The 19,382-nt window shown below is 70.1% G+C and carries 19 protein-coding genes and 1 pseudogene; 10 read left to right on the forward strand and 10 right to left on the reverse strand.

Annotated elements, in window-relative coordinates; genetic code table 11:
• The 4 genes and pseudogenes from ABT299_RS48780 to ABT299_RS48795 all read right to left on the reverse strand — a co-directional run.
• The coding region (locus ABT299_RS48780; RefSeq protein ID WP_500254991.1) for a hypothetical protein at nucleotides 1–487 on the reverse strand (487 nt) is incomplete at its 3' end.
• A gap of 62 nt (nucleotides 488–549) precedes the next feature.
• Nucleotides 550–1,533, reverse strand: coding sequence for a DUF1206 domain-containing protein (locus tag ABT299_RS48785; protein ID WP_500254992.1), 984 nt, complete (start codon nucleotides 1,531–1,533; stop codon nucleotides 550–552).
• A 254-nt stretch (nucleotides 1,534–1,787) separates the two neighbouring features.
• Nucleotides 1,788–2,015, reverse strand: a complete 228-nt coding sequence (locus ABT299_RS48790; protein WP_500254993.1) for a hypothetical protein — start codon at nucleotides 2,013–2,015, stop codon at nucleotides 1,788–1,790.
• 243 nt (nucleotides 2,016–2,258) lie between these two features.
• Nucleotides 2,259–2,348: pseudogene (locus ABT299_RS48795) on the reverse strand (class I SAM-dependent methyltransferase); the annotation flags it as partial.
• Nucleotides 2,349–2,837: 489 nt separating this feature from the next.
• On the opposite strand from ABT299_RS48795, the gene ABT299_RS48800 reads away from it, so the two are divergent.
• Genes ABT299_RS48800 through ABT299_RS48810 form a run of 3 tightly spaced genes read left to right on the forward strand, consistent with a single transcriptional unit; the run spans nucleotide 2,838 to nucleotide 4,661 of the window.
• Nucleotides 2,838–3,263: a MarR family transcriptional regulator gene (locus tag ABT299_RS48800; protein ID WP_500254994.1), complete on the forward strand. Its 426-nt coding sequence runs from the start codon at nucleotides 2,838–2,840 to the stop codon at nucleotides 3,261–3,263.
• 60 nt (nucleotides 3,264–3,323) lie between these two features.
• Nucleotides 3,324–4,004 (forward strand): hypothetical protein, encoded by a 681-nt coding sequence (locus ABT299_RS48805; RefSeq protein WP_500254995.1) that lies wholly within the window; start codon nucleotides 3,324–3,326, stop codon nucleotides 4,002–4,004.
• A 9-nt stretch (nucleotides 4,005–4,013) separates the two neighbouring features.
• Nucleotides 4,014–4,661 carry a carbonic anhydrase gene (locus ABT299_RS48810; protein ID WP_500254996.1) on the forward strand — a complete coding sequence of 216 codons (648 nt, stop codon included), beginning with the start codon at nucleotides 4,014–4,016 and terminating at the stop codon, nucleotides 4,659–4,661.
• A 188-nt stretch (nucleotides 4,662–4,849) separates the two neighbouring features.
• On the opposite strand, the gene ABT299_RS48815 is transcribed toward ABT299_RS48810, so the two are convergent.
• Nucleotides 4,850–5,821: an L-threonylcarbamoyladenylate synthase gene (locus ABT299_RS48815; protein ID WP_500254997.1), complete on the reverse strand. Its 972-nt coding sequence runs from the start codon at nucleotides 5,819–5,821 to the stop codon at nucleotides 4,850–4,852.
• Nucleotides 5,822–6,117: 296 nt separating this feature from the next.
• Here ABT299_RS48815 and ABT299_RS48820 point away from each other — a divergent pair, with 296 nt between their 5' ends.
• Nucleotides 6,118–6,519, forward strand: a complete 402-nt coding sequence (locus tag ABT299_RS48820; protein WP_500254998.1) for an STAS domain-containing protein — start codon at nucleotides 6,118–6,120, stop codon at nucleotides 6,517–6,519.
• Between the two features lie 523 nt (nucleotides 6,520–7,042).
• Entirely contained in the window at nucleotides 7,043–8,287 is a 1,245-nt protein-coding gene (locus ABT299_RS48825; protein ID WP_500254999.1) for a PP2C family protein-serine/threonine phosphatase, read from the forward strand.
• Between the two features lie 154 nt (nucleotides 8,288–8,441).
• On the opposite strand, the gene ABT299_RS48830 is transcribed toward ABT299_RS48825, so the two are convergent.
• From ABT299_RS48830 to ABT299_RS48840, 3 genes are all read right to left on the reverse strand, one after another.
• A complete protein-coding gene (locus ABT299_RS48830) occupies nucleotides 8,442–8,822 on the reverse strand; it encodes a response regulator (protein ID WP_500255009.1) in 381 nt (126 codons plus the stop codon).
• A gap of 62 nt (nucleotides 8,823–8,884) precedes the next feature.
• Entirely contained in the window at nucleotides 8,885–9,358 is a 474-nt protein-coding gene (locus ABT299_RS48835; protein ID WP_500255000.1) for a sensor histidine kinase, read from the reverse strand.
• 61 nt (nucleotides 9,359–9,419) lie between these two features.
• Nucleotides 9,420–10,574: a PP2C family protein-serine/threonine phosphatase gene (locus tag ABT299_RS48840; RefSeq protein WP_500255001.1), complete on the reverse strand. Its 1,155-nt coding sequence runs from the start codon at nucleotides 10,572–10,574 to the stop codon at nucleotides 9,420–9,422.
• Between the two features lie 388 nt (nucleotides 10,575–10,962).
• On the opposite strand from ABT299_RS48840, the gene ABT299_RS48845 reads away from it, so the two are divergent.
• Complete coding sequence (locus tag ABT299_RS48845) at nucleotides 10,963–11,508, forward strand: MarR family transcriptional regulator (protein WP_500255002.1); 546 nt, start codon at nucleotides 10,963–10,965, stop codon at nucleotides 11,506–11,508.
• A gap of 426 nt (nucleotides 11,509–11,934) precedes the next feature.
• Here the strand turns inward: ABT299_RS48845 and ABT299_RS48850 are convergent, their stop codons facing one another.
• Nucleotides 11,935–13,284 carry an FAD-binding oxidoreductase gene (locus tag ABT299_RS48850; protein ID WP_500255003.1) on the reverse strand — a complete coding sequence of 450 codons (1,350 nt, stop codon included), beginning with the start codon at nucleotides 13,282–13,284 and terminating at the stop codon, nucleotides 11,935–11,937.
• 59 nt (nucleotides 13,285–13,343) lie between these two features.
• A complete protein-coding gene (locus ABT299_RS48855; protein WP_500255004.1) occupies nucleotides 13,344–14,255 on the reverse strand; it encodes a PaaX family transcriptional regulator in 912 nt (303 codons plus the stop codon).
• A 152-nt stretch (nucleotides 14,256–14,407) separates the two neighbouring features.
• On the opposite strand from ABT299_RS48855, the gene ABT299_RS48860 reads away from it, so the two are divergent.
• Genes ABT299_RS48860 through ABT299_RS48875 form a run of 4 tightly spaced genes read left to right on the forward strand, consistent with a single transcriptional unit; the run spans nucleotide 14,408 to nucleotide 19,130 of the window.
• On the forward strand, nucleotides 14,408–15,451 hold the full coding sequence (locus tag ABT299_RS48860) for a sugar ABC transporter substrate-binding protein (RefSeq protein WP_500255005.1): 1,044 nt from the start codon (nucleotides 14,408–14,410) through the stop codon (nucleotides 15,449–15,451).
• Nucleotide 15,452: 1 nt separating this feature from the next.
• Nucleotides 15,453–16,955 (forward strand): sugar ABC transporter ATP-binding protein, encoded by a 1,503-nt coding sequence (locus tag ABT299_RS48865; RefSeq protein ID WP_500255006.1) that lies wholly within the window; start codon nucleotides 15,453–15,455, stop codon nucleotides 16,953–16,955.
• The gene (locus tag ABT299_RS48870; RefSeq protein WP_500255007.1) at nucleotides 16,942–17,949 is read left to right on the forward strand and encodes an ABC transporter permease; all 1,008 of its coding nucleotides are present in this window, start codon (nucleotides 16,942–16,944) and stop codon (nucleotides 17,947–17,949) included. The genes ABT299_RS48865 and ABT299_RS48870 overlap by 14 nt, the downstream gene beginning before the upstream one ends.
• Entirely contained in the window at nucleotides 17,946–19,130 is a 1,185-nt protein-coding gene (locus ABT299_RS48875) for an acyl-CoA dehydrogenase family protein (RefSeq protein ID WP_500255008.1), read from the forward strand. Before ABT299_RS48870 ends, ABT299_RS48875 begins: the two co-directional genes overlap by 4 nt.
• Nucleotides 19,131–19,382: the final 252 nt, after the last annotated feature.

Here is a 19,382-nt window from a genome sequence, read left to right on the forward strand (position 1 = left end):
CGCCGCCCTTCTTCAGGGCGCCGCCGACGGTGTCCTTCAGCCGCCCGAACAGGCCCTTCTTCTCGCCGCCCTGCTCACCGGGCTCACCCGCGGCCTTCACGGCCTGGCCGGCGGTGTCCTTGGCGCTCTTGGCCTTATCCTTGACGGCGCTCGCGGCCTTGGCGGCGGTACCGCCCTTGGCCGCGCTCTGCTCGTCGCGATCGTTCTGTTTGTTCGGCTCGGGCTCGTCGGCGTCGGCGCCGCGGCGGCTGAGCGCCCGGCCCGCGGCGACGGCCGCGCCCGCGCCGAGCAGACGCCGCCGGTGGCGCCGAGCGCCTTGCCGCCGGGAACGCCGCTCGGCAGGTTCCTCACCAGGCTGCCCAGCCCGCCGCGCTTGCGGCCGCCGATCGGCAGCTGCTTGGCGATCTTGCCGATGGGAACGGGTCCCACCTTGGTTCCGCTTCTCATGATGCGTCCTCCCACGTGTCGCTTCTGGGGTTCGGGTCACGGGGCCGTGGAGACGACCTCGCTGTCGCGGATCTCGCCGCGTAGCCGGCCGATCGGTGGCCGTCACGTGTCGACGGCTTCGACCTTGCGCCAGCGGGCCTCGAAGAAGGAGTACACGCCGAAGATCATCAGTCCAGCCGCCATCGCCACCAGCAGCCAGGCGCTGGCGGGAGTGCGGGCGAACTCGCGCAGGGTGCCGTCCATGCCCTTGGCCTTGCGGGCGTCGAAGGTGACCGCGGCATAGACCGGGAAGAGGCTGATGCCGCCGAACATCAGGCCGCGCACGAGATGGCCGATCACGCCCACCATGGCGGCTGCCCGGCGCACCTGCCGGTGCATCCGCTCGGTCTTGAGTTCCTCTAGGAACTTGCGCATGACCGCCTTGAAGAGCATCACCACGCCGACTGCCGCGACCGCGACGCCGATCGCCAGCACCAGCCAGCGCCCGCCCGGCTCGCCCATCGCCTTGGCGGTGAACGACGGGGACTGCTGATCGGAGGACTTGCCCTTGCTGCTCAGGGCGAAGCCCAAGGTGCCGGCGAAACTGGCCGTGTACGCCAAGCCCCGGCCGAGTGAGGTCAGCCGCTTGTGCGGCTTGTCGCCGTCGGGGACCGGCTGCCCGTACAGCGCCTCGGCGTACTGCCACAGGGCCAGCCCGGCGAACCCCACCACGATCACCCAGAGCGCCACCTCGCCGCCAGGCGTTCCCACCACGGTCGCCAAGGCGCCTTTCTGATCGGCCTGGCCGCCCCCGAGCCGAAGGCGATCTGCACGGCGACCACACCGATCAGCAGGTAGATGACCGCGGCCCGCCAGCCCGATTCGGGCCAGGTGATGGAACCACGAGTGCCCCGCAGCCTGGCGTCCCGTCTGCCGCACCTGTTCCTTCGCTGCACTGGACGACATATCGCCACCTTCCTTGAGCGGGGCCAGGCGTCCCCTATCTATGTCCGGCCAAACCCGCCGAGCATAAAAAGGACAGCGATAGCGTTTTTTACGGCGCTGCCCGAAGTCGCCGGTGAGGCCATCACCGGCGTTGCGGAACACGCAACCAGAGCGCATCCCGGGTTCGCTCCGGTGCGCCTTTTGGTGCTTGGGGCCAGTTTCGGTTCCTTGGCCCGAGCACGCCTGCATAGGGGGCGGCGCCGTTCATCGAGACTTATCTTCTGCTGCCGCAGCGGCAAAAGCGGGTGCCTCCCGCTACTCATATCGGGGGGCACCCGGGATATATGAAGACCGGCCGCAGTCGGGCATGGCAGCGTGCTGCGACCGGGGGAGTCGGGGACCTGCGGGGGTGCCTGCTACCAGCTACGCCAGCGACTGCGGCGGCCGGACGAACCGGAGCTGCGTGCGAGGAACCCCACCAGCCACAGGACCAGCACAATGGCGGCCACGATCCACAGGAACTTCAGCGCGAAACCGCACCGAACAAAAGCAACGCCAGCAGCAGCATCAGAATTATCAACCAGGGTATCAGTACCTCCTTCGTTTCCGCCGCGATCTTGCCCGCGTCCGATCGACTGATTCACCGAGGAGATCACACAACAATATCGCCACCATATGCGTTCAATGCGGTACCTTGAGTAAAGGTCGGTGATGTGACTGATCGGAAAGGTGCCGCTACCGGCCATGGCGGCGGGGCGGCATAGACAGAAAGCCGCTGGTGCTGGAGACTTAGTCGGCGTAGCCGTCGCGGGTGCGGGCAATGCGCCTTTCCAGCAGCGGATTGCCGGTTCCCCTGGCCAGCAGGGCCGTCATCAGCGCCGGTGCGCGCCGTACTCGCGGGCCGCGTGGACGGCGAGCGCTCCCCAGCCGCAGCCGACGTCCAGCAGCCGCATCCCGGGACCGAGCCCGAACTTGCGGCAGTTGGACAGGTCTGTCGCTGCATGGCAGGAAACGTTCGAGGCCCACCTGCAGGAGATCGTCGCGCTGGTCAGCGAAGCAGCACGCGGCGGCCGGGCCCCGGGCGGCGGCGCGTTCATCGAGATGGGCGAGCACGTCGGACGGCGCGGCTACCCCGCCTTCGCCGCCGCGCTGCGCCGGCTGGAACCTCCTCTGCGCGGCGGTGACGGTCGCTGCTGTCCTGACGGTGGCGCGATCGGAGCAGCGCGGCAAGCGGGAGGAGAAGATCCATCACTGCACTGCCGGTTCCCCGTACCCGCCCCGCACTGTGCCGCCCCGGCCCGCGGCCCCTGGTCCGGTGGGAAGCCTGTGAGGGAGGTTACGGAGGTCGCGAAGGTGTCGGCCTGAAACGCGGCCACCAGCCAGTGAAGTTTTCTTCCGAAGAATATTTCGGTAATGTCGGCTCGGGTTTCCGGATCGGTTCGACGAGGTGGCGAGGAGGTGTGCTGATGCCCTCCGGGCAGGCGGCGACGCCGGACAAGATCCGGGCAAGGACGCTGCCGGGCAAGACGGCGTTGGGCAAGACGGTGTCGGGCATGACGTCGCCGGCGAAGCGGTGGACGTTCCTGACCAACCACGCGCGGGTGCTGATCTGTATCGCCCGTGATCCCACCGTCCGGGTCCGGGACATCGCCGAGCAGGTCCAGATCACCGACCGCACTGCCCAGATGATCGTCGGGGATCTGGAGGAGGCCGGCTATCTGACCCGCATGCGCCGGGGCCGCCGCAACCGCTACGTCCTTACCGCTGACCGTGCTTTCCGCCACCCGGCCGACTCAGGCCACCAGGTCCAAGCCCTGATCGCCCTGTTCACCTCGGGCGAGGACAGCGGCCGAGCCGACGGCGAACGTGATGGCCGACCACGGCTTTCCTGACGGATCCACGCCCTTTCGGCTGTCCGACCGGGTGGCTGGTGACGAAGGTACTGAGCTGCGATGGTGACGAGCCAGGAACTGGGCCCGGACTACGGGTACACGGTCGACGGGCGGCCGTTGCGCAACGAGCGGGACTGGGCGGCAGAGCAGATCCGCATCATACTGCGCCGCGCGGGCTGCTCACCTGCAGGGGCCGGGTGCGCGGTGAACGGCCAGGATCCTTACCTGGTGTCGGTCTTCGCCGTCGCTGATCGGCTACCAGACGTCCTGGCCGACGCCGCCGCAGCACTGATCAGCGCTGGATACCTGGTCGAGCTTATCGGGTACCACGACGAAACGCTTCGGGTCTGGCCTCCTGCCGACCAGATCCCTGTCGTTGCCGTCGCCCGCGGCATGGCCCGTCACTGCCGCTGGTGCGGGGAGGCCATGATGGCCGTGGAGGCCGCCGCCAGCGTGGCCCACGACTGGTCCGGACGATGCGCCAACTGCCAAGCAGAGCACCTAGCCCAGCTCACGACCACCAGCCACCCGACAACAGCGTCCCCAACCTCACGGGCCAGCACCCAGCCGATGACCAATTCCTCTTCCTTCGCAGACGCCACCGAGCGGCCCATCGACCGAGAGGTCGAGGGGGTTCTTCGCGGCTTCTCAGCGTTCGCCGTGGACGTGACGCGGCGGTCCTGCGCGGTTCAAGGCGCCCGCGACACCCCGGGGCCTTGGCGTTCTTCGGGGGTGTCCTAGGCTGCGGCCATGACCGAGATCGCGTCGACTCCAAAGGAAGCCTTCGAGGTGCTGCTGGCCGGTAACCGGCGCTTTGTCGCTGACGCTGCGGAGCATCCGAATCAGGACGCGGCGCGCCGCGCCGCGATTGCACCGGGTCAGCGCCCGTTCGCTGTGCTGTTCGGGTGCTCGGACTCCCGGTTGGCCGCGGAGATCGTCCTGGATCGTGGTCTGGGTGATCTGTTCGTGGTGCGGACCGCGGGTCACGTGATGGGCGCGGAGGTGCTGGGCAGCATCGAGTACGGGGTGCAGGTGCTGGACTGCCCACTGGTGGTGGTTCTCGGCCATGACTCGTGCGGCGCGGTCGCCGCGGCGTGCGCCGCGCTGGAGGAGGGGATGACGCCGGGCGGTTATGTCCGCGACGTCGTCGAGCGGGTGACGCCCAGTGTGCTCGCGGCGCGGGCCGCAGGGCGCGTGGACGCCGACGAGATTCTGGCCGAGCACATCCGGCAGACGGTCGACCTGCTGGTGGACCGCTCGCGGGTGCTCGCCGAACGGGTCGATGCAGGCCGGGCCGCCGTCGTGGGCCTCTGTTACCGCCTGGCCGACGGCGACGCCCAGGTAGTGGCGGCCCGCGGACTCGACATCGCCGCTGACATCACCGACGCCGCCTCCTGATTCTGGGGCTCTGCCGTCGGTGGCGCCGCCATGTCTCCTCGCTTGCGATCCTGGTCAGGATGGCGCCAGGTTGTGCGGGGCCCCGCAAGTCGCCGGACGCGTGTTCGGTCGGCGGCACGGCAGGGCCGTTGGATGGTTTCGGCGCTGTGCCCTGAGGGGCTGGGCTGGGTATTTGGGCTGGCCGGTCGTCAGCGACGAGGGTCGGCGGCGCGGCGGAGCCGGTTGGCGATTGCCAGTCCCAGTCCCTCCTGCGCCGGCAGGGAGGCGATGATGAGGTCGCATCCCTGCCGGTCGAGTTCACGTAGAAGGCCGTACAGCTCGCGCGCGTAGGCGGTCATCGAAGCTGGGACCGTCACCGCGGCGTGCGCCTTCACCGGAGCGTCGGTGAAGCAAGGGGGGACAAAGACGCCCACCTGGTGTCCCAGTTCCTGGGCGCGTTCTGTTTCGGAGATGACCTGTTGGGGCTCGACCAGGACGACCCGCGCACGCGGCGCGTAATGCGACGGATGCTGGCCCGGCACCCGGATGCGGCTGGTCGAGGGGACCTCAAGGGGGCGCTCCAGCACTGTTTGGAGGTCTTCGCGTGTCACTCCGCCGGGCCGCAGGATGCTCGGGGTCTCGCCTGTGGCGTCGACGATGGTCGATTCGACGCCGACCTGGCAGGGGCCGCCGTCCAGCACCAGGTCGACGGCATCACCGAGCTCGGCATGCACGTGGTCCGCGGTGGTGGGGCTGACTTGGCGGAAGCGGTTGGCCGAGAGAGCCGTGACACCTCCGCCGAAGGTCGCCAGCAGTGCGAGCGCGACGGGGTGGTCGGGTACGCGCACGGCCAGGCTCTCCAGTCCGCCCGTGGCTTGGAGCGGGACGCGGCGACCGCGCCGCAGGACCAGCGTGAGCGGCCCCGGCCAGAAGCGTTCGGCCAGTAGCCGCGCGGTCGGCGGCACCTGCTGAACCAAGTCGTCCAGGTCGTTCGCGCCGCCGAGGTGAACGATCAGAGGGTGGGAGGTCGGACGCCCCTTGACCTGGAAGATGCGTGCGACAGCGGCGGGATCTTCTGCGTTAGAACCCAGACCGTAGACGGTTTCGGTCGGGAAGGCCACCAGCCCTCCGGCGCGCAGCACATCGGCCGCCTTCTCGATGTCACTGGTTTCTGCTGTCACTCTGGCAAGCCTAGGCGGCCACCGAAGAACCGCAGCATGATTGATCTCGGGGACGAAGTGGAGAGCGGACAAGTCCAGCCAAGCCGCAACGCCGCCCACACCTCTCTCCTCTGGCCTTGCGTGTGCCGATCTCCCGATCTAGACCGGCTCCCGGGAAAGGCGCCGAGGTGGTGCTGCCGGCTCCCGGCGGAGGGATAGCCGAGGGGCGCGCACCACCCGTTTGCGGATCAATGCCGTACTACGCTGGTGCCGCCTATGGGCATACTGAAGACATCTGCCGACCAGATGGGCTGGGGATGGTCGAGGTGACGGCGAGGCCGGATGGGCCTTTGCCCGGGCTGAACCTGATCGTGGGTGTGGGGTTGGCGGGGCCCTGGTGGGTGGTCGAGCTGTCCGGCGAGCTGGATGTGACCACCGCTCCGGCGGTGATCGACCAGGTCGCCGAGCTGGTGATGACGGACCGGACGCAGGTCGCGCTGGAGTTGTCGCAGGTGACCTTCTGCGATTCCTCAGGGCTCAACGCGTTCGTGCGGCTGTGGAAGCACGCCCAGGCCGCCGGCGGGGAGCTGGTCCTGGTGTCCCCCCGGCCTCGGGTGGCTGAGCTGCTGGCCAGGACCAGGGTGGACGGTTACGTGCGTGTCGTTGACGTCGTTGGCGGTGTACCCGCGGCCGGACCCGTTGTCCCCGGGCCGGCCTGAGGGGGGAGCGGTGGCCCAGGCTGCCAATGGCCACGGGTGGGGCAGTCTCGTCGCCGCGTTCCTCGTGGTCGGCGAAGGAAACTTCAAGGGGACCGTTGATTCCGTGCCCAGTACCACCGCCGCTGCCGGGACCGCGGCTGCGTAGTAGATGATCATCAGCTTGTCGAACCGGGGGCCAGACTCCGCCACAGACCCGGTTCTTTCGACCCGCCCCGCTCTGCCAGACGCTCGGCGGCGAGGACGGCCACGTTAGCCGGGTCAGACTGAGAGCGACCATTACTTCCTGGTTTGTCGCTTCTGTGGGTATCTTCAAGGTGGCCTCGCAGGTCATACGACGACGCAGGGCATTACATCGGCGGCCGGCAACCGCTCCGCGGCCGTGGCCACGGTTGCTGTCGGCACCGGTGCCGAGAACTGGTGGAGGAGCCGCCGCCCATGCAGTGTCACAGAGGGACCGGATCGATGACCGGCCCGGCGTCAGCCACCGCTATGGGCGGCCTGGTGTGACGACGGAGCGTCGACGATGACGCACAGGACACGGCTCCAAACGGTGGAGGACTGTCTGCGCCGCACACCCGCGCACTCTCTTCCCGAGGCCTTGGACGGGGTACTCAGGAGCTGTCTGCCCGCGGTCTCCGCCGTCCGGATCCTGCTCGCGGACTACCACCTCAACGTCCTGGTTCCGCTCGACGGTCAGGACGAGCCTGATCCCATCCGGATGCATGGCAGCGCCGTGGGACGCGCGTTCGTGTCGCGCGCCCCGGCGCTCACGCCCTTTCCCGGCCGGGGCGCCGACCCCGATCACTGTGAGATCTGCGTTCCGGTCACCGCCCGCGGTGAGCGGCTGGGGGTACTCGCCGTGACCACCGGAGCGCCGGAGCCAGAGACCCTCCTCCCCGACCTGATCGAGATCGCAGAGGTCACCGGTTGCGCCTTGAAGGTCGCCTGGAACCACACCGACCGCTATGAAAGGGCGCGCCGTCTGCGGCGTCTCACACTTGCGGCCGAGATCCAGTGGCAGCTGCTGCCCGGGCACGGCTGCGCGGGCGCGGAGTTCAGCCTGGCCGGACATCTGGAGCCGGCGTATTCGATCGGTGGGGACAACTTCGACTGGTCGACCGAGCGCGACCATCTGACGCTGACGGTCACCAACGGTTCGGGGTCGGGCATCCAGGCCGCGCTGCTGACCTCGCTCGCCGTCGGGGCGCTGCGCAACGCACGTCGTTCGGGTGCCGACGTGGCCGACCAGGCCGCCCTCGCCGGCGATCTGGTCTACGGGCGATACCGCGGCGCGGAGTTCACAGAAACGCTGGTTCTGAGGGTGAACCTGGCCGATGGTGTGGTCTCCGCGGTTGATGCCGGGTCACCGCACATCCTGCTGATGCGGGGCGCGACGGTGATCCCGGTCGAACTGGAGCATCAGATGCCGCTGGGCATGTTCGCCGACACCCGGTACCAGATCCAGCAGTTCAAGATCGGGGCGGGTGACCGCCTGATCATCGTGAGCGACGGGCTCTACACCGCGTCCACCCCGTCCGGCGGCGCCTTCGGGACCACGGCGCTGGAGCGGGTCGCCAGGGACAGCCGCATGCTGGACGCCGCCGAGGTGCCGCTGGCGGTCATCGCCGAGCTCATCGAGCATCTCGGGAAGCAGGCTCTCGCCGATGACGCGGTGGCGCTGTGCCTGGACTGGAAGCAGCCGGCCACCGACAGCTCCTCGCAGGCGCACCAGGCGGAGACTCAGGAGTCTTCGCAGGGGTGGGGCTGAGCTCAGGTAGGCGGCGGAACCGGCTGCGACGCGGCTCTGCGTTCCCTGCGGGCCGCGGCGAGGTCGGTCATGCCGCCGAAACCGCCGAAGGACTCCGTAGCGCCGAGCTCGTCTGGCTGTCTTCGTTCATCACCGCGCCCTGGTGCGCCGGGTGTCAGTGCCGGGCGGGGAGGCGGACGACGGTGACGAAGAAGTCGTCGATCTGGCGGATGGCGTTGATGAACTGGTCGAAGTCGACGGGCTTGGTGACGTAGGCGTTGGCGTGCAGCCGGTAGCTGCGCAGGATGTCCTCCTCGGCGGAGGAGGTGGTGAGGACCACCACCGGGATCGCGGCGAGGTCGGGATGCGACTTGATCTCTTCGAGGACCTCGCGCCCGTCGCGTTTGGGCAGGTTGAGGTCCAGCAGGACCAGGTCGGGGCGCGGCACCGCGGCATGGTCGCCGCGCCGGTACAGGTAGTCCAGGGCCTCGGCGCCGTCACGGACGACATGCAGAGCGCTGCCGACCTTGTTGTGCTCGAACGCCTCGCGGGTCATCAGCTCGTCGCCCGGGTCGTCCTCTACCAGCAGGACGGTGATGGGCTGGACGGCGGCGCTGGTCACGAACCGGCTCCCTGGAGGTCGGTGACGGATGAGGTGGACGCGGCGGGCCCGTCCGGCGGCGTCGCGGAGGCGGAGGCAGGGGCGGGGGCGGAGGCGGGGGCGGTCTTCGACGGGGTGTCCTGGCCATCGGCGTCCTGCTCGGCGCCGGATCGGTCGAGGACGGGGAGGGTGAAGTGGAAGCGGGCGCCGTCCGCGTGTTCGGTGTCGAGCCAGATCCGGCCGCCGTGGTACTCGACGATCTTCTTGCACAGGGCCAGGCCGATGCCGGTGCCGGTGTAGGCGTCCCGGCCGTGCAGCCGCTGGAAGATGACGAAGATCTTCTCCTGGTACTCGGGCGGGATGCCGATCCCGTTGTCGGTGACGGTCAGGTGCCACCGGTCGTCCTCCCGCTCGCAGGCGATGCGCACGACCGGGTCGTGGTCGGGGGAGCGGAACTTGACGGCGTTGCCGACGAGGTTCTGCCACAGCATCGTCAGCCCGGATCGGCGACGCCGGTGAGGTCACCGGCCTGCGCCTGCGGTAGTGAAAGGCTCACGTGTTGGCCCATCCCAGGTGAACGACGGCGACGTCGTCGGCGAGGCCGCCGTGCCGCAGCGAGGCCGCCTCGACGTCGGTGATCAGCGCGTCGACGAACTGCTCCGCCGGCCGGTCCCGGTGGCGTTGGGCGAGATGGAGCAGACCCCCCATGCCCAGGTGACGCCTGTCCGAACCCGTGCGCACTTCGAATAGACCATCGGTGAACATCATCACCGACGTCCCGGCCGGTATCTCCAGCTGGTGCTCCTGCCAGGTCGCCAGCCCGGGGATCATCCCCACGCCGAGCCCGCCGGGCGACTCCACCAGCCGGACCCCGCCATGGCCGTGCAGCAGGAAACCCGGATGGCCGGCCCGCACCACCCGCGCCACCGGCCGGTCGGGGGACAGCGTGACGGTAGTGAGGGTGACGAACATCTCCGCCCCGCCCTGCTCGGCGACGAGCAACGACTCCAGCATTTCGGGGAGCCGGGCCCCGCGCACTCCGGCCAGCACGAACGACCGCCACGCGACTCGCAGGCTCACACCCAACGCCGCCGCCGCCGGGTCGTGCCCGGAGACGTCTCCGATGACGGCGTGCACCAGCCCGTCGGCGGTCTCCACCACGTCATAGAAGTCCCCGCCCAGCAGCGAGTGCACCCGGCTCGGCCGGTACCGCGTCACCACCTGCAGGCCCGGATTGGCGACCCGCGGGCTCGGCAGCAGCCCGCGTTCCAGGCGGGCGTTCTCCTCAGCGCGCATCTGCTCGGCCTGCAGCGCTGCGACCGCCCGCTGGACCTGCCGACGCTGCACGGCGTACCGGACGGCTCGTCCGAGGCCCTCAGGCTCCAGCTGCGCTTTGAACAGGTAGTCCTGCGCGCCGGCGGCGACCGCCGCCATCGCGGCCTGCGATTCGGCGAGCCCGGTCAGCACCACCACCGCCGTGCCGGGCGCCCACTCCAGCACCTGTCGCAACACCTGGAGCCCCTGCACCTCGCCCAGGTGAAGGTCCAGCAGCACGCAATCGGGTCTTGGTCCTGCCGTCAACGGCCCATGCGCCTCGCCGATCGAACGCACCCATCGCAGCGATGTCTGCAGCCCGGTGTCGGCGAGGTTGTCCTCCACCAGCAGCGCGTCGCCTGGATCGTCCTCCACCAGCAGAATCTCCAGCATCCCCAAGCGAGGCACGCTGTCGGGAGGAACAGGAGCAACACCGGAGCCGTCGAGCAGACCGGGCGGCGCGGGCATGGCCGCCGCACCTCTCTCGCCCCGCCGCGCCATCGGCTACTCCCACACTCCTGCGCCGCCCCGCTGCGGCCGACCACCGATGCACCGACAATAGTTGCTGTATGGCAAATACTTAAGGCGGGCCCTCCGAACGCCCGGACCCAGGAGCGCACGGGGCCACAGCCGAGCGCGTTGGTGCCGGTGGGCAGCGAAGCCGCCAAGCCCTGGCCCCGGCCGGCGAGTTCGTCGCGCATAATGCTCTCCGCATCGGGAACGGTCGACAGCAGTTACAGATCGTGACCGTATGTGCAGGAGGGTCGGTGCCCTCGTCGCCATGTCCGCCGACTTCAGAAGCACCCCTGGCCTCTCGCCCCTCGAAGAAGCCGCAAGCGCTCTGGTGGCTGTCTGGCACCGAGCCCGCCGCACCGTAGCGGGGCACCTGTCACCGGTGCAACTGGACGCGATAGAGATCGTCGACGACCGCCCCGGCATCACCCTCGGAGCGCTCGCCGAGGAACTGCAGACCCTGCCCTCATCCGCCAGCCGCCTGTGCGACCGCCTGGAGAGCGCATCTCTGCTGAGGCGCTCGCCCTCCCTCGGCGACCGCCGCCAGATCTCGCTTCACCTCACCCCGGATGGAGCAGAACTTCTCAACGACCTGCGCCAGAAGCGCAACACCGACATACAGACGGTCTTGGAGCACCTGACTGCTGCCGAAGGCACGCAACTCCAGCAGGGCTTGAACGCATTCGCACGACATGCACGCCGCACCGCTGCCTCCTGCTCTCACCGGCGGGTATCGGCGCCGCCGAGCAGGCTCCCGCAGCCTGCCGAGCAAGCCGACCACAGTACGCGCTTCCCAGCTGGAGACCGGCCTTGACCTCCATCGCAGCCGCTCACGCCTGCCGTTGTTTCCGGTCCCGCGTACCGGGGCAGCGCGCGTATGGGGCCGAAGCATCGGCGCTAGAGAATGCCACGGCTGGACTCACCGATCTGGACAGGGCCCTCGCCGTATTTCGCCGACACCAGGCTGTTCCAGCGTCCTGCAGCGCGCACCGGCTGGCTGATGGCGGTGATGTCGACGGTGGCCAGGTAGCGGACGGCGAGCTTGTCGAAGCCGACGGCGACCGCACGGTCGCGTTTGAGTCAGTTGATGCCGCACTCCACGGCGTCGCGCTCGCGGTAGCCGACCGGATCGCCCGGGAGCGATCTCATTGATCGTGCCAAATCGCAGCAGCCATGATCGGTGGTGCCGGGGGTGCGGTCTCGGTAGGGACACGGCTTTCCGGCGGCGCGGCGAGGAGTGCTAGCCGCGGACCCATGGCGGTGACTGGAAGACTTCTTCGGGGTCGTAGGCCTGTTTGATGGCGGCTAGACGGTTCAGGGTGGTGGGGGAGTAGGCGCTGCGGGCGCGGCAGGCGTCTTCGTCGAGTCCGATGTGGTTGACATCAGGTCCGCCGGCGGAGAGGTGCGCCAGGCCGTTGAGTCCTTTGTCGGTCCATGCGCGTTCGGCGGTGCCGTCGCCGTGGGGCCAGTTGGCGATGATCTCGGTCATGAAGGCGGCGTGGCGGTAGGAGAAGGGGGTGTCGGGGGCGTCGGGTGCGGAGATGGCGCCGCCGAGGGGGCGGAAGAGGAATTCGCTGAGCGGTGAGGAGGCTTCCTCGATCATTGCGGCGGCGTGGTCGATGGCAGGGCCGTCCAGGCGGGTGAGCCATTCGGAGCGGACATCCCAGTGTGTTCCGTCGGGGGCGGCGTCGTCGGTGGAGGTTTGGAAGGCGCAGAAGTCGGTCGGCGCGATGGTGTCCAGGAGGGGGCGGCCGATGCGGCGGAGAGCCTGGACGTGGGGGTCGTCGGCGCCGTCGGGGCCGGTGGAGAAGACGGGGACGAGGAAGACCGGGCGGCCCTGCACGTCGTCGGGAAGGGCGGGGATGGGGGGTGCGCAGGTGAGGACGGCCGCCCAGTTGAGATGCGAGGGAGCGTCCGCGGTGGCTTCGACGGTCTGCCAGAGGACGTTGTGGGCGTCTTCGAGGCGGTGGATGAGCATGCCGGTGGTCGGGCGGACGAGGGGGAACAGCCGCATGCGGAGTTCGGTGACGACGCCGAGCCCGGTTCCGGCGCCGCGCAGTGCCCAGTAGAGGTCGGGGTCGGCGTGAGGGCCGACGTTGCGGACGGCGCCGTCGGCGGTGACGATGGTGGCGCCGGTGAGGTTGTCGCCGGCGAGTCCGTGGAGGCGGCCGAGCCAGCCGAGGCCGGTGCCGAGGGAGAAGCCGGCGACGCCGACCTTGGAAACCGATCCGCCGGCTGTGGCCAGGCCGTGCTCCTGCAGGATGGGATCCACCTGCCCCCAGCGAAGACCGGCGCCCAGGCGGGCGATGCGGCGTTTGGGGTCGACGGCGATGCCGTTCAGGTCGCGGACGTCGATCACGACGCCGCCGTCGGCGAGCGAGCGGCCGGCGAAGTTGTGCCCGCCCGCGCGGACGGTCAGCGGGAGGCCGTTGTCGTGGGCGTGGCCGATGGCGAGGGCGACGTCGTCGGTGTCGGCGCAGCGGGCGAGCAGGGCGGGACGGGCCTGGACGGCCTCGTTCCAGATGCGCCGGTGGTCGTCGTAGCCCGCGTCGCCGGGCGTGAGCAGCCGGCCCTTGAATCCCTTGATCACGCAGGCACGGTAGGTCGGCGGGCGCGCGGGCCGGGAGCCGCATGGTCCGCTGGACGAACTCAGCCGGCCGCGCAGACCTTGCGGACGTACTCGATCGCACCGGGTTCCAGCCGGTTGCGTAGGTCGAAGAAGAGTTCGGCGGCTCGGTGCCCTGCCCAGTCGGCGGGGAGCAGGTCCTTGGGCAGGCCCGGGTCGAGGTAGGGGAACTTGCGCCAGTGGTAGAGGGCCAGCGTGTAGTCGGCGAACGCCTGGGAGCCGGACGGGAGCCGGACGTCCTGCCAGCGTTCGGCGACCGGCTCGCACCATTCGACGAACTCGGCGTACAGCTCGGTCAGCTCGGCCATGTCCCAGGCCTTCTCCGCCAGTGCCGACAGTTCGGCGAACCCGGCGTACTGCGCGTCGAACATCAGCACGAACCGTTCGAATCCGAGCTGCTTGACGGTCTTCTCCAGTTCGTCGCGCATGCGGCGGGGCGCCATCCACAGGCCGTTGCCGAGGTTACCGAAGCCGAGCCAGGACAGTTGCGAGCGCAGGACGTGCCGCTTGGAGCGTTCGTCTTCGGGGACCGACAGGGACACCAGGACCCAGCCGTCGCCGAGGTAGGCCGGGTGGCGGGGGCCGAAGATCCGCCGGTCGGTCTCCTCCAGCGCGGCGAGCGCCTGCTCGGTCAGCCGGAGCCCGCGCGTGCCCGCCCGGTTCTCCGATTCGAGCAGGCCTTTGCGGCGCATCCGCAACAGCGCCGACCGGGTCGCGGTCTCGTCCACCCCGAGCTCATTCATCAGCTGCACGATCTTCGCGATGGCGAACCATCCGCCGAGCGGCCGCATGTAGGCGCCGCAGACGTCCATGATCAGCATCTTGGGGCGGCCCGTTCCGGGTTCGCCGGCGGCGCCGCTGCGGGGGCTGCGGGCCATGGACGGTGTCGCGCCCGCCCAGTCTCCGTCGATGAGGTCGCTCTCGGGTCCTCGCATGCCCCCAGTGTGCACGGTCCGGGCGGTCGCGCGTGCGGGTCCGTCCAGCGAACCCTTTGTCTCGGAGGTCGTGGCCGCAAGGGCGTACAACCGTGGTTCCAGTCGTCAGCTATGTGACGACCGTCATGCGGTAAGACTGCCGGAGGTGGCATATGACCGTGCGTGCGCGCCGCACCGCGGCCCGTTTGGTGGCGGCCGGACTTCTGCTCGGCTCGGCCGCCTGCGGCGGCGGTGGCAAGAGCAATGCCGCCGCGTCGGGAGGCGATGACGGGACGGGCTGCAACGCGGCCAAGGGCAAGACCATCGGGTTCAGCGAGCCGCTGCCCGACCCGAACTTCAAGGCGATCGAGGAGATCCTGACCAAGGCCCTGGCCAAGTACGGAGCCAAGCTCAAGGCCGTCAACGCCAACCTCAACCCCGGCAAGCAGATCTCCGACCTCAACACACTGATGCAGCAGCAGGTCGACGCATTGATCGCCAACCCCGTCGACCCGAACGCCACCCAGGGGGTGTTCGCGCAGGCGCGGGCGAAGAAGGTCCCGATCATCGTGCTGGACACCAAGGTCGGCGGGCCGTACTTCACCTCCGTCCACGACGACGTCGACTTCGCCGGCGTGGACGGTGCGAAGACGCTGAAGTCGCTCGTCGGCGGCGGCAAGGTCGCCGCGATGTTCGGCCCGGCCTACGCCGAGCTGCTGAACTGGGAGAAGGCCGGGTTCGAGGCCGGCGCGAAGCAGGCCGGGCTGACCGTGGTGGACCGCCAGGTCAACCAGAAGATCACGCCCGAGGACGCCAAGGCGATCGCCGAGTCGTGGCGGCAGAAGTACGGCAAGGACCTCAAGGGCATCTGGACGTTCAACGACGTCTCGGCGATCGGCGCCGCGTCCGCGCTGGGCGGCGGTTTCAACCCGGCGATCGTGTCCATCAACGGGCAGCCCGACGCGGTGCCGCTGGTCGAGGCCGGCAAGATCACCGCGACCTACGGCGTCCCCTACGACAAGACCGGCCAGGCGCTGGCGTACGCGGCGCTGCGCGCGGTGTGCGGCGGCAGCGTGCCCAAGGAGATCTGGATCCCGACGGTGAAGCTCGGCAGGAAGAACATCGACGACTGGCAGCCGATTGCGCAGCGGGTGGACAACCCGTTCTCCGTCGCCTTCGAGCAGCGCGACGGCAAGACCTACGTCAAGACGAGCTGACGTGGCGGACGCGAACACAGCGCCGCTGCTGAAGGTGTCCGGGGTCGCCAAGCGGTTCGGGCCCGTCGCCGCGCTGCGGCGGGCCGACCTGCTGGTGAACCGCGGCGAGGTGGTCTGCCTGGCGGGCGAGAACGGCTCGGGGAAATCCACACTGGCGCGGATCGTGGCCGGCGCGATGCCGCCGGACGAGGGCGCCGTGGAGCTGGACGGGCGGCCGGTGACCTTCAGCGGTCCCAGGGACGCGCTCGACGCGGGGCTGTGCCTGGTCTCGCAGGAGCCGACGCTGGTCCCGGGCCTTTCGGTCGCCGAGAACGTGCTGTTGTCCCGGCTGAACCGGGCGGCCCGGGCTGTCCGCCGCCCGATGCTGGCCGCACAGGCGGCGCCCTACCTGAAGCGCGCGGGGCTGGACGTCGACCCGCTGCGGCTTGCAGGGACCCTGCCGCCGGGGGAGCGGGAGCTGGTCGAGGTCGCCAAGGCCCTGGCCGCAGAACCGCGGCTGCTGATCCTGGACGAGGTGACGACCCGGCTGCCTGACCCGGAACGGCTGTTCGCCGTCGTGGACGGGCTCGCGGCGCAGGGCTGCGGCGTCATCATGATCACCCATCGGCTGCGGGAGATCCGGCGCGCGTGCGACCGTGCGACCGTGCTGCGCGACGGGAGCACCGTGGCCGAGCTGGGCCGCGACGAGCTCACCGACGAGCGGCTGTCCTCGGCGATGGTCGGCCGCGACCTCGGCGAGTACTTCCACAAGCGTCCGGTGACGCCCGGTGCGGTGCGCCTGAGCATCACGGGGCTGGTGACCGACCGGTCCCCGCACCCCATCTCGTTCGACGTGCGGGCCGGACAGATCATCGGTGTCGCGGGCCTGGTCGGTGCCGGACGCAGCGAACTGCTGGAGACGATCGCCGGTGCCCGCAAGCCGCGTGACGGCACCGTCGTGGTCGACGGGAGCCCGGTGGAACGCGCCACCCCCCGCACCGCCCGCCAGGCCGGGGTCGCGCTGGTCCCCGAGGACCGGTTCGAGCAGGCGCTGGCGGCCGACCACACGATCCGCGACAACCTCGCGGTCCCCTGGCTGCGCGCCCTGCGCAGGACGGACCGCGCCCGAGACCGGGAACGCGCGAACCGCGCGGTCGCCGAGTACCGGGTCCGCTGCCCGGGAGTGGACGTCGCGGTCGGGACGCTGTCGGGCGGGAATGCGCAAAAGCTGGTGCTCGCCCGCGCCATCGGGCACGCCCCGAAGGTGCTGCTGCTGGACGAACCGACCCGCGGCGTGGACATCGGTGCCCGCGCCGACATCTACGAACTGATCGGCGGGCTGGCGGAGGCCGGGGCCGCAGTCGTGCTCGCCTCGTCCGATCTGCTGGAGCTCCTCGGGCTCGCCGACCGGATCATCGTGCTCGCCGAGGGCCGCCCGGCCGGCGTCCTCGACCGGGACGAGGCGAGCGAGGAGGCCATCGCGCTGCTGGCGCTTGGGGGAGGGGACCGAGATGACGCTGCCTGACAAGACACTGACCGCGGCCGCGCCGCGGGGCCCGGCCTCCGGCAGGGCCCGGGACGCGGTGCAGGCGACCTCGCAGTACCTCGGGGTGCTCGCCGTCCTGGTGCTGCTGATCGTGGGGCTGTCGGTGACGCAGCCGCAGTTCCTCACGGTCGACAACTTCATGAACATCGCCGAGACGAACGTGGTGCTGCTGCTGGTCGCCACCGGGATGACGTTCGTGCTGCTGACCGGGGGCATCGACCTGTCGGTCGGCGGCATGATGGGCTTCTCGGCGATTGTCTGCTGGAAGCTGCTGGACGTCCTGCCCGCCCCCGCCGCGCTGCTCGCCTCGGTCGCCGCTGCGCTGGTCGCCGGGCTGCTGACCAACGGCCTGCTCATCGGCAGGGCGGGACTGTCGTTCCTGGTCGTCACGATCGGGACCGGGACGCTGCTGCACGGGCTCGCGCAGATCTGGTCCGGCGGGCAGTCGCAGACGATCTTCAAGCACGCGTTCCTGGTGAAGCTCGGTTCGCAGCGCGTCGCCGGTGTCCCGATCACGGTGGTGATCGCTGCCGTGGTGTTCGCGCTGGCCGTCCTCGTGCTGCGCTACACCGGGTTCGGCCGCATGGTGTACGCGGTGGGCGGCAACCCCGAGGCCGCGAGGTTGGCGGGGATCAGCGTCGCCGGCGTCCGCGTCGCCGTCTACACGCTGTGCGCGGCGCTCGCGGGCCTCGCCGGCGTCGTCGGCGCGGCGCGCCTGACCTCGACCTCGCCGGACGCGGGCATCGGGATGGAACTGACGGCCGGCGCCGCCGTACTGCTCGGCGGGACGTCCTTCATGGGCGGCCGGGGTTCCCTGCTCGGCACGCTGCTGGGCGTGCTGTTCCTCGGCGTCCTGCAGAACGGCGTCACCCTCGCCGGCGTCAGCCCGTTCTGGAGCAACGTCGTGAGCGGCGTCGTCCTCGTGGTCGCGATCGGCATCGACCGCCTGCGCAGCGGAAAGGCGATGCCATGACCCGCATCACGCCCGAACGGCAAGCGCTCCGCGACACGGTCGCCGCCTACGCCCGCAACCGCCTGGCCCCCGCGCTTCCTCCCGATGACGGTGAGCTGTCCTGCGAGGCCAACCGCGACCTGCTGAAAGGCGCGGCGGAACTCGGACTTCCCGGCCTGCTCATTCCCCAGGAGTACGGCGGGGGAGGCGGGACGCAGTTCGACAACGCGATCGTCGCCGAGGAGCTCGGTGCGGTGGACGCGGGGTTCGCCGCCGGGCTGAACCTCACCATGACCGTCCCCGGTCTGATCCTCGCGGCGGGCACGCCGGAGCAGAAGGAACGGTGGCTGCCGGGCATAGCGTCCGGCGCCACCGTTCTCGCGGGCGCGATGAACGAGCCGTCGGTCGCCGGTTCCGAGCTGTTCGACCCCCGGCCCGGTCCGGAGTCCGGCTACCGCACCCGTGCGGTTCGGGACGGCGACGACTACGTCATCAGCGGTGCCAAGGCGCAGTGGGTCACCAACGCGGGCGTCGCCGACGCCTACATCGTCTTCGCGAGGACGGCCACGGGCCGTCCCGGTGTCGAATCGACCAGCGCCTTCTGGATCCCCGCCGACACCGCGGGCCTGTCCTGCGGTCCTCGTTCCCGGCTGCTGGGATTGCGCACCGGCTTCCACGCCGAGGTGTTCCTCGACCAGGTTCGCGTGCCCGCCTCCTCCCGGATCGGGCCAGAGGGCGGAGCGTTGCGATTGCTGATGAGCGCCACACCGGGTATGGCGGTCGGTCTCGCCGCGGCCTTTGTCGGCGTCGCGCGCGCCGCCGAGGAACTCGCCCGCGCCTATACGGCCGCACGCCACAGCTGGGGCCGCCCGCTGCGCGAGCACCAGGCCGTGGCCCTCGACCTGGCGGAGATGGCGGTGACCGTGCGGACGGCCCGGCTGCTGGTCCATGAAGCGGCGACGGCGCTGGACGAGGGAGCCGATCCAAGCGAGCTCGCCGTCCTGGTTCCGGCGGCCAAGACCCGCGCCGTGGACGCGGCGATCCAATGCGCGCAAACCGCGGTCCGGCTGCACGGAGCCACCGGAGTCTCCACGGGCGCCGGTCCGGAGAAACTCCTCCGGGACGCCTGGACCGGCTACTCCTGCGACTTCACCAGAGAAATGCTCCACCTCGGCATCGCCGCGGCCCTCCCCACCACCTGAACGGTGAGGCCACAGGCAAGCGGCCACCGAGCGTCCTCAGTTCTCCCGAGCCGACGCCAAGGCATGCGTTGCCGGCGATCACGGCGGTTCCGAGCGGGCACGCGAGCCGGGGCCGACCGCGCCCGTCCAGATGGCATCTGAACAGCAAGGAGGCAATTCATGGCGCACTACCGGCGGGTCGGCGACGTGCCGCCGAAACGGCACACCCGGCACCGGGACGCGTCCGGCCGGCTCTACTTCGAGGAGCTGATG

Source organism: Spirillospora sp. NPDC000708, from assembly GCF_040299565.1.
Classification (GTDB): Bacteria; Actinomycetota; Actinomycetes; order Streptosporangiales; family Streptosporangiaceae; genus Spirillospora.